The 10,224-nt window shown below is 41.5% G+C and carries 4 protein-coding genes and 1 pseudogene; 2 read left to right on the plus strand and 3 right to left on the minus strand.

Going from position 1 to position 10,224, the window contains the following annotated elements:
- From ACFIMS_RS01700 to ACFIMS_RS01710, 3 genes are all read right to left on the minus strand, one after another.
- Positions 1–4,882 (minus strand): filamentous hemagglutinin N-terminal domain-containing protein (locus tag ACFIMS_RS01700; protein WP_375696319.1); only part of this gene is annotated, 4,882 nt, incomplete at its 3' end.
- A gap of 90 nt (positions 4,883–4,972) precedes the next feature.
- Positions 4,973–6,733, minus strand: coding sequence for a ShlB/FhaC/HecB family hemolysin secretion/activation protein (locus ACFIMS_RS01705; RefSeq protein WP_375696320.1), 1,761 nt, complete (start codon positions 6,731–6,733; stop codon positions 4,973–4,975).
- A complete protein-coding gene (locus tag ACFIMS_RS01710) occupies positions 6,726–6,905 on the minus strand; it encodes a hypothetical protein (protein ID WP_375616700.1) in 180 nt (59 codons plus the stop codon). Before ACFIMS_RS01710 ends, ACFIMS_RS01705 begins: the two co-directional genes overlap by 8 nt.
- Positions 6,906–7,161: 256 nt before the next feature.
- On the opposite strand from ACFIMS_RS01710, the pseudogene ACFIMS_RS01715 reads away from it, so the two are divergent.
- Positions 7,162–7,781 (plus strand): annotated as a pseudogene (locus ACFIMS_RS01715) (type ISP restriction/modification enzyme); the annotation flags it as partial.
- Between the two features lie 1,590 nt (positions 7,782–9,371).
- Positions 9,372–10,224, plus strand: an 853-nt coding sequence (locus tag ACFIMS_RS01720; protein ID WP_375696321.1) for a hypothetical protein, incomplete at its 3' end; no start/stop codon positions are given.

The following is a 10,224-nucleotide window of genomic DNA, read 5'->3' on the forward strand; positions in this document are numbered from 1 at the left end:
TCTCAAGCCAGATCATATCCTTTTTGATCCCAGCAATTTGCTGAGGCGTTAAGGGCTTGCCTAGCACTAACCCCAAGGGATCTTGCTGCTCCACAGCATTGTCATAGAGCCTTTGCATTTGAGCATTGGGATCTTCAACATCAAGAAGAGTGCGATTGCCTGTCAGTTCAAAGATTTGCTCACCCACCAGACGATATTCAAAATAAGCATCCCCCAACTTTTTGAACACGTGCTCAGGCTTATAATTGCCAATCTTTTTTAAGTAATAGTCCGATCCCAAAAATTTACTTGGATTGATAAAGTCCTGTCGCGTCTCGACTAAAAATGGCACATCCGGTGTTTGGGTCTGAGCCAATTCTGTCTTAACAGAGTTAAGCCCATCTTGCGTTGGCACTTGTATGGATTCTGGTGCGGGTGTTTTTGTGCTTGGTGCAAAAAGCCCTTTGTGCCCTTTCAAACCATTGATAATCCCATCTAATCGATCATTGCTGATCAGTGGTTTGGAACCGTCAAAATCGGGTATTTGTCCCCCAGCCAAACCTTGATCGCCAGAGCTATAGCTGATCGACGGTTTGAAGCCATCAACGTCAGTATTTTTAACGCCACTCAAGCCTTTATTGCCAGAGCTTAAGCCAATTTGACCGGCTCCCTCGCGCACCGCATGATTGTCAAGAGTGTCTGTAACCTTGACATCAAGAGTGCCACCAGCTTCAATCGTCCCGTAAACAGCATCATAAGTGCGCGTGGTTGTTTTGGTATCAGTATAATGTCCCTCATCTTTAATGCCTCCCGTAGTACACCCTAGATTACCGAATGTTTTGCAATTTTTTTCCCTGCGATGTGTTTCAGTTACAATCTTGGTTTTTTCAATTAAATCACGCCCCTCATTGAGTAGCGTATCACCCTGCATTTCAATATTGCCATTAGCAGCAATTAAGCTATAGCTATTACGGATATCGCCGGCATGAACCGTGAGATGACGTCCTACTAAAATCTGTGCAGCTCCATTGGTAAAATGAGGCTGCTGACGAATGATCGTAGTGTCAACATCTTCCTTTATCTGGTGGTGTCTAACCTCGGTTTTTTTCCATTTTCCTCGCACGTAACTGTGACCAACCACTTTATCGGTAACTTCAACCCCACCTTCACGCATGTTGGTAAGCGCTGAGACATCGAAACTCATATCGCCTGACACGGCTTCTAAAAGACCCGAGCTGTTGATCACATGACCAGCCCGCTCTCCACTTAAACCACGGATGATGAGATTGTCTTCAGCAATGACATCGGCAAAATTATTGATAAAATCCCCATCTAAGGAGAAAATGGCAGATTTCTTAGCATAAATCAGACCGCTATTGCTCAGATCACCACTCATATTGAGCGCAACCCCATCACCACTTGAACCAATACTGCCGGCATTGTCCAAAACATCTGCGGTTAAAACAAAAGCGCCACCACTTTTGAGAACTCCGTCTTCACCATTTAAAACCAGAGCAGCTTGCCCCAATGACGGATCATGGCTTTCTGCTATAAGCGTAAAGCTGTCACTGGCTAAAAGCTGACCTGAATTGGCTAAAGACCCAAGCTTCGCATCAACAACACCACCCACCATGATACCGGAATTGCTTAAAACACCATGGCTGTTGAGAGTAAGTACTCCGCCTTGCGCTTCCACAAGCCCAGCTTGGGTGAATGTGCCTGCCTTCAGCGTTACATCATAGGCGGCAACCTTGCTTGGTTCGCCCAGCGTCAAGGTGCCATCGGTTGAGAGCTCTATCCGCTCTTGCGCAACAATGCGCCCCGTTTGGTTTAGAGTGTTTTGCGCACGCAAAGCAATAACGCCATTGCTTGCAAGCATACCGCTATTGGTTAAATCACCGTGGCTTTCGAGAGTAAGTTCCTCACCTTGCGCTTCTATAAGCCCAGCTTGGGTGAGTGTGCCTGCCTTCAGCGCCACATCATAGCCGCCAATTTGGCTTGTCTCACCCAGTGTCAAGGTGCCATCAGTTGAGAGCTCTATCCGCTCTTGCGCAACGATGCGCCCCGTTTGGTTCAGAGTGTTTTGCGCATTCACAGTGATTGCGCCATTGCTTGCTATCGTACCACTATTGGTTAAATCACCGTGGCTCTCGAGAGTAAGTTCCTCACCTTGCGCTTCTATAAGCCCAGCTTGGGTGAGTGTGCCTGCCTTCAGCGCCACATCATAGCCACCAACCTCACTTGTCTCACCCAGCGTCAAGGTGCCATCGGTTGAGAGTTCTATCCGCTTTTGCGAAACAATACGCCCCGTTTGGTTCAGAGTGTTTTGCGCATTCACAGTGATTGCGCCATTGCTTGCTATTGTGCCATTATTGGTTAAATCACCATGGCTGGTCAGTTGAAGGTCACCACGCTCAATCTCTATGTGCCCTGCTTGGATCACACTCTCAGCAACAATATTGACTGCCCCTTGCGTAGAAATAAGACCATCAACATTCTCAAAACTGCCCACATCAATGCGCAAACCATCCCGCGCTAAAACATGCGCACCTTCATCATGTGTAGCGTTTTGTTGCTCTGAATTTGTCGTTTCAGCGCTTTTATTGACAAAAGACGTTGCAACAATCTTCATCTCACCGGCTAAAGCACTGAGAAGACCAGCCTCATTATTTATATGACCAGCACGTGTCTCTTTCAGCCCACCAATGCTGAGAGCCTCTTCTGCAATCATTCTGCCCTGTGTGTTGGTTAAATCACCATCACTGAATACGTCCATAGATTTTTTGGCGTAAATCAGCCCACTATTGCTGACATTCCCTGCCACATTGAGGGCAACATTCTCACCACTAGAGCCAAGCACACCGGCATTGTCTAATTGCCCTGCGGTCACAACAAAAACGCCACCACTTTGAAGGACACCTTCGGATGTATTCTTCAGAAAGGCTTGTTGCGGATCGGCGCCTTCTTGTGTGCTTACCATCAAATGCAAATCATCGGTTGCAATAAACGTCCCTTGATTGGTAAATGCACCAATATGAGCATCGACACTCTCACCGCGCATTGTGCCGCTATTGATAACCCCATCACGCACTTGAAGGGTTAATGCTCCTTCTTGAGCTTCCACAATCCCTGCTTGGGTTAAAGCATCAGCACTTAAAACCACATCATAACTTAAAATCGTGCTCTCTTGAGAGGTTGTGAGCATGCCCCCCGCTGTCAAGGCAACCTGCTGCATGCTGACAATATCACCCGTGTGATTGAGGGCACCATGGGCATCCAGCGTTATCTTCCCATTAGACCAGACAGTGCCTTCTTGGATCAGGGCACCGTGATGCGCATAAAGGTCAATTTTTTGCTCTGCCACTAAGCGCGCGCGTGATGTAAGCTCTGCTGCTTCCACCAAAAGAGAGCCGCCGGCGCTATAATGTCCAGCGCCTACAGTGAGCGCATCATCGGCGCTCAAGACAATATTCCCCTTGGCACCAATATGGTTGTTTAAAGCGCTGATTTGATTGGTTTTAATGGTCAGATCGCCAAGGGAAGAAACCCCTGTTTGATCATTGTCTTGCATGCGGCTCAGATCAATTGTTGCTGCTTGGATCTCTAAAAGATCACCGGCGGCTATCCGCCCATTCCCCGCCTCAAGCTTTGCTGCCTGTAAATGCAAAGAACCCGTCGCTGACTGTTGACCATCACTCCCAATACCGCTTGCTAGAAGAGCATGGGACTGGAGCTTGATCAGATCGGCGCCCACATCAACAGTACCGCTCGCTGCAACGCGAGCTTGCTCAGCCAGTTCAACATGTTTCAAAGCCTTCAGTTCAACTGCTTCTTCTGAGAAAAGCAGATCTTTCACATGTACACTATCGTGGTGGGAGTGAGCCTTCACCGCTCCTTTGGCACGTGCTTTGGCAATTACCAGCTTGCCATCACTTGTCAATCTCATGGCGCCTGCATTGGCAACCATGTCTCCGCGCATCTTAACGCCCGCACCTTTATCATTGGCAATCACGCGAATCTGCCCCGCATACATTCCACCAAACTCACTGGAATCAATCGCCAATTCCGGCTCTTTGCCATCAGAACCAAGAGAAGTTGCTTCGCGTTTGTCATAATCAAAATGATTGCGCCCCGCGATAACAGCCAAATCTCCTTTGACCTGTATGGGACCCCCGACACTGATCTTGCGCGAAACAAGATCAAAAATATCTAATGCACTCCCATCAGCCCCACGAGAGCCTATAGTGATATCTCCACCCTCAACACGCAATCCACTCAAAGCGCCATCGGCTCCAATAATCGGTTGTCCAGTCGATAAAGTCACCCGTGGTGTATTAATAAAGCCACAACCGTTACAGGTAATCCCATTGGGATTGGCGATAATAACATCCGCCATATGCCCATGTACTTCGCTCACGCCTTCAAGACGCGAGCGATTGGCACTTACCACTTCATTAAGGATAACCTTTGCTGCACCGCTATAACGCAAATTGCTGTTGCCTGGCACCAATCCCCCAAGCTGTGAACGCGAGACTTCCTCAGTCGAATTGTTCAAAATTACGCCATGGGTATCAACATTGAAACTGTCATATTTGTTATGAGAAAGACCCTGTCCATTGGGGCGAACAATATCAATCAGCGGCACATCATTGCCGGCTTTCCCCACCGTGGGGCGGAAAACAGAACCAACCCCATCAGCTGCTTTTATCCCTTGGCTCTCTTGTGCAACAGGACTTCGCGCTCCAAGCGCTTGTGCTTGCAACAACAAAGGCTGAAAAGCTAAGCAAAAGCTTAAAACAAGTGAAAGCCCCTTATGGATCCCTCGCTGCAAAACACAAAGAACGCGCTGCCATAGCTTGTATCCATATCCCAATCTATGCTTTTGATTTTTCAATCCCCGCATCTTCAGCTTCTCATAAAATTCTTTATCTCTTTAAAAAAACAACCCATATGGGTATAAACAGCGCAGCGATATTTTTACCGCCCCTTTGCTCTAAAATCTCAATAATGCCCGCACTTGAAATAACCCTGTCGCATTTCCCTTTTCTCGCACTGTCGATTGGGTTAAAATATTCGAATAAGACACATCAATATCCGTAATGTCTCCGGTTGCATGGAAACCAAGAGTTGCCCCAACGAGGCTCCCGCCAAAACTGTTTTTGTTTACATCATTGGCCACGGCCCCCAGATCAAGCGCCATATAAGGGGCAAATTGGCTCATAAATTTACGCCCCATTCTCGAAGAAAAACCTGGCAACAACAGCGACAATTCATTGCGCCAAAACGCCCCATTATTGCCGTAATAAATCGCCTCACGCACCCCACGCACAGAGGAACTACCACCAAGCGATATTTGCTCTGAACTAAACAACGTGTCGGGTGATAATTGTCCTGAAAACAGCGTGTTATAGCGAAAGTTATACTGTTTGAGCGAAAAAGGACGCATGTAGCCTAGGGAAAAAGACAATTTGGAAAATTGCCCTTTGGGTGAATTTTTTGTTGCATTCTCTTGCTCTTTATCGTCATAAGCGCCAAGAATTGCCAACCCTTTATGAAACCCTATATGCGCGCTTAATTCTCCTCCAAGCCACTTGCGCGAGTGATCAAGCTCAAAGGTTGCAATAGCCAATTTACGGCTGGAAACATCAACCCGACTGCCCATAATAAAATTATCAGAATATTTCCATGTCAAGCGTCCTGTAAGCCAGGTCTTTCCCTCTTGATCACGGTCGATAACCCGTGAAATCCACGGTGTAAGCGATAAAGACTTACCCGCAGTCATAATATCGGAAAATATTCCCTTAACACTCGAATGATATTGGCTCCACGTCCCATCAAAACCTGTTGTCCAAGTGCCATAGGGAAGAGAAAATGATCCCGTTAGAGTATCACTATTGGGACGCTTGTGAGAAAAATGATACGGACTACCATCCATAGAACGCTGATAGCTAAACGACCATTGATCATTGATCCCCAACAGATCATCAAAAGAAAGGCTCAAGCGCGTTTGATAAAGCCCTGTTGCTTTAGCGCCAAGATTATCGCTGGAAAGCGTAATAAGCCAAGGTTTCTGTTTTTCAATATGAACATCGAGTATCGAACCACCCGAATTGCTACCCGCACCAAGATTAATGGTAGCTTGGCGTGAGAAAAGCCGATTGATTTGATCAAGCCCTTGCTCTATCTGGCGCAGATTGGTCGGCTTTCCAATAAGGTTTGGAAAAGCTGTGGTGATTTCTCCTTGAAGTCTCCTCTCAACTTTATGCCCATCAAGGGTAATATCTTCCATCACACCTTCAACAACAACGATCTTGAGATGACCGCCGCTTAAATCTTGCTCAGGCAAATAAGCCCGCACTGCAATATAGCCGCGCTTCATATAAAGCTTGGTCACCGCTTTGAGCACTTTATTGATTTCGGCAATCCCCAAACACCGTCCTTCCCAAAGAGAAATGGCTTCATGAAGGTCGGTATGAGAAATCAACTGAACATCAACAAATTCAATGCTTTTGATCAGCAAACAGGTTGTACTAGGCGAAGCACCATAGGGAGATATGGTATCATCGTCTGGCAAAAATACCTCATGGGTTTTGTTTTTACGCTGCAATTGCTGAAAACGCTGTTGTTGCGTTTGTTGTCGTTGGATGCTCTCTGATTGATTAATCGCTTTCTCACGAATGTTTTGGGCAAAACTCGCCAACGAGAAAAGGCACAAAATAGCCGCAAAAACAAAAATGAAAAAAAATCTATGCATTCATTGTGCCCTCAAAATGAGCAACAAAATGAACCATATCATCAGCGTCACAGAAAAAATCGCCAACCGCGTAACAATTTTTTAATTTTTTGATGAGAGTAATACTTATAACATCTGAGAAAAAAGCATAGACTGTACTGTATACACCTGCTTTATTAGTTGTGCAAACCATATCATTTCCCCCACTTTTGAAGCTTGTATAATTACACTGTTAAATGACAATCATATGCTATATATGCTTCTTAATTTTAAGGTGTTGCATGTAATATAATCTTGAGCTTCAAGTAAAGACTCTTATTCATAGAATATACCAAATTTATTGGAACTGTTACATATTAGAGACAACAAAAAACACTCCATTATTATCGCTTGATAAGAAAAATAGCATGACAATCGCTTATTTACTAAAATAAGAAAAAAAGAAAATGCGTAATGCCATAACTGATGAAGAATTAGCATATTTAAAAGCCGCTTATCCTAATGAAAAAACACTAAAGATGATCTGTTTTATTATGTTTACGGTCTTTTGCATTCAGAAGATTATCGCACCCGTTATGCTGATAATTTATGCAAAGAATTGCCTCGTATCCCTTGCGTAAAAACGGCTGATGATTTTTGGAAATTTGTGACAGCAGGGCGTGAACTCGGTCATTTGCACGTAAACTATGAAACTGTAGAACCTTATCCTGTCACCTTTAAAAAGGGTAATCCAAAACAGACAGAAATCTCTAATCCCGAAAAATTCTATTATGTAACTGAAATGAAATTCGCAAAAATTAAGGATAGTAAGGAAAAGAATAAATCAACTGTTATTTATAATAGCAATATCATCATGACAGATATCTCTCTTGAATCGGTTATGGGGCGTCAATGCGTTAAGACAGATAAAAAGAGTGGTATTGTTAATGATGCTAATCACTATGCTGTTGAAACCATTGGCAACCCTGCCTACCCTCTAGAGTTATTGCAGAGGGTTATTACCGTAAGTTTAGAAACAATGAAAATTGTTAAGAACCTACCAAAATTAGAAATAAGAGAAACCGAATAACTTATAAAGCATGCTCACATAATGAGAGTGATAACCTTACAAGGGGTATAGAGCTTATAACCATAATCTATACCTCTCTTGTTAAGTTGATTACATACAATCTTTAAAAAGAGTGTTTATATGCGTTATTCTAAAAAGAAATCATTTGCACTTTTAAATACTCTTATTTGGATTGCTTTAAGACTTTTAAGAAACCCACTCTTAAAATGAATTAAATTTTTTTACATTGCCTTTAAAAGATTATACCGTAATCTAAAATGAGTGCTTTATTGTTTTCAAAAGCTTTGTTTAAAGAGAGTTATGTATATTCATTTTACTTATAGGTTTTGAAGGTGTAAAAACCGTCAAAACCCCTTCAAAACGTATATTATTAGTTGAATTTATAGGTTGTGTTATCAATATGAGTTGTTTTTTTAAGATCTGTAAAATCTTAACCTATTGAAAAATAACGTTTTTACTTTTTATCGTTTTTTTATCTAAAAGGGGCAACCCTCAAAACTCAAAACCCCTTCAAAACTCATAACTATAATGATCTTGATAGCATTTCTTATGAGTTATAAACCATCTTTTGAAAGGCTTTAAAGGATCACATGCTTTTTATAAAGCACGTTGTAATCATTCACTAAATGATCACTTTTGTCGATTCAATGTACTGACATAAACTGACAAATATATATTTACAGTTGTATTTATTTGTTATGGCTGTTTTAATAAGTTGTATTTTGAAAAATTGATAAAACTTAACTTATTGAAATATAATGATTTTAATTTTCTCTCATTTAAAAAAAATGATATAGGTTCTAAAAAGAACTGACAAAAATGACAAAAGTTTATTAAAAGGGATTTTGCTCATCTCTATAATTATCATTCTCTCTTTAGATGTTTTCATAACAGACAATAAATCGCAATTATCCTATTTATCATTTCTCTTATGAACATGAAAAATGATGCCATGGCTATAAAGAACATAACAGCTATAGAGAAAGCAAAAATGCAAATGAAAGCATTTGTTTATAAAGACAGTCCCTATAAAGGCTGTTAAGTCTAAAATGTGTTATTAAAAGAAATTAACAGAAATCTTAAAAGCCATTTAGTGACAAAATTGATAGGTTATAAAGTTTAAAATACGCATAATGAGAGCGTTTCTAAATATTATAAATGTATAGATTCAGAAAATAACGCAATCTTTTAAGAAAGCCAATAATATAGCTTTAAAAGCATATAAATATAAAAGAAGCAATTAATAAGCATAAGATATTATCAATACATAACGTATTTAAAAAAATAAGAAAAAATATCAAAAAAGATAAAATATTATTTGACAATAAATACGTATTTTGTTATATAAATAACCAAGTGCTGAAAACACTTAAACATCAAGCGGGTAGATTACGAAACAATCTTTCCCATATCAAAAAACTGACTATCTTTTATGCTGTGATTAGCATATATGAGAATTTTGTCGGGTGTGGTCATGCTATACAAAACCCTATGGGGAAGGCATGCCGACGGACTTGATGCCGTGTTTTCAACACCCGGCGCCTTTTTAAGGTGTCAATTGAAAACAATATTAACATCAAGGTTTTAATTATGACAAATATCTCAAAAAACACCCCCGTTATCTCTAATATTTCAAATGAAACTGCGCTTGCTAATCAACAAGAGCCTGCAAAAAAATACGAATTTACAGGAGAGACAATAGAGGTTGGTGATTATACTCTTTATCGCATTCGGGCTTTAAGGGATTTTGCTAATATAAAAGCTGGTGATCTAGGCGGCTTTATACATAAGGTTGCAAATTTAGCTCATAATGGTGATTGTTGGGTCGGTGGCAATGCCATGGTTTATGGTGATGCTCGTATTTACGATAATGCCCATGTTTCGGATAATGCAAAAATTACTGGATCTGCAAAAATTTATGAAAATGCAAGGGTCTATGGCAATGCTAGCGTGCATATTAGAGCTGAGGTTTATGGCAATGCGCAAGTATATGAGAACGCATTGGTTTATGGTGATATTTTTGGACATGCTAAAGTGTATGGAAATGCAAAAATTTATGACACTATTTATGGCAAGTTTCTTGATAAAACTAGAATTTATGGCAATGCTGAGGTTTATGATAAAGCACGTGTTTTAGGAACCTCTCAGGTTTATGATAATGCCCATGTTTATGAAAATGCTATAGTTTTTGATAATGCTAGGGTTTGCGATAATGCCCATGTTTGTGGCGCTGCTATGGTCAATAGAGAAGCCAAGGTTTATGGGAATGCTATAGTGACTGGTTATGCCCATGTTTATGATAGGAGCTGCGTTTATGACAATGCCAAGGTTTATGGCAAGGTTTATGGTGGTGCTTGGGTTTCCAATAATGCTTTAATTTCTGATAATGCCGAGGTTTATGATGATGCTCGCATTTATGACAATGCAAAAATTTATGGCAAGG

It is taken from the genome of Bartonella sp. AP331QHHD, from assembly GCF_042195905.1.
Taxonomy (GTDB): domain Bacteria; phylum Pseudomonadota; class Alphaproteobacteria; order Rhizobiales; family Rhizobiaceae; genus Bartonella.

Bases quoted from the DNA above. Each gene is read 5' to 3' on its own strand.
- ACFIMS_RS01705 (WP_375696320.1), bottom strand. From the start codon at position 6,733: ATGCATAGATTTTTTTTCATTTTTGTTTTTGCGGCTATTTTGTGCCTT.
- ACFIMS_RS01710 (WP_375616700.1), bottom strand. From the start codon at position 6,905: ATGGTTTGCACAACTAATAAAGCAGGTGTATACAGTACAGTCTATGCT.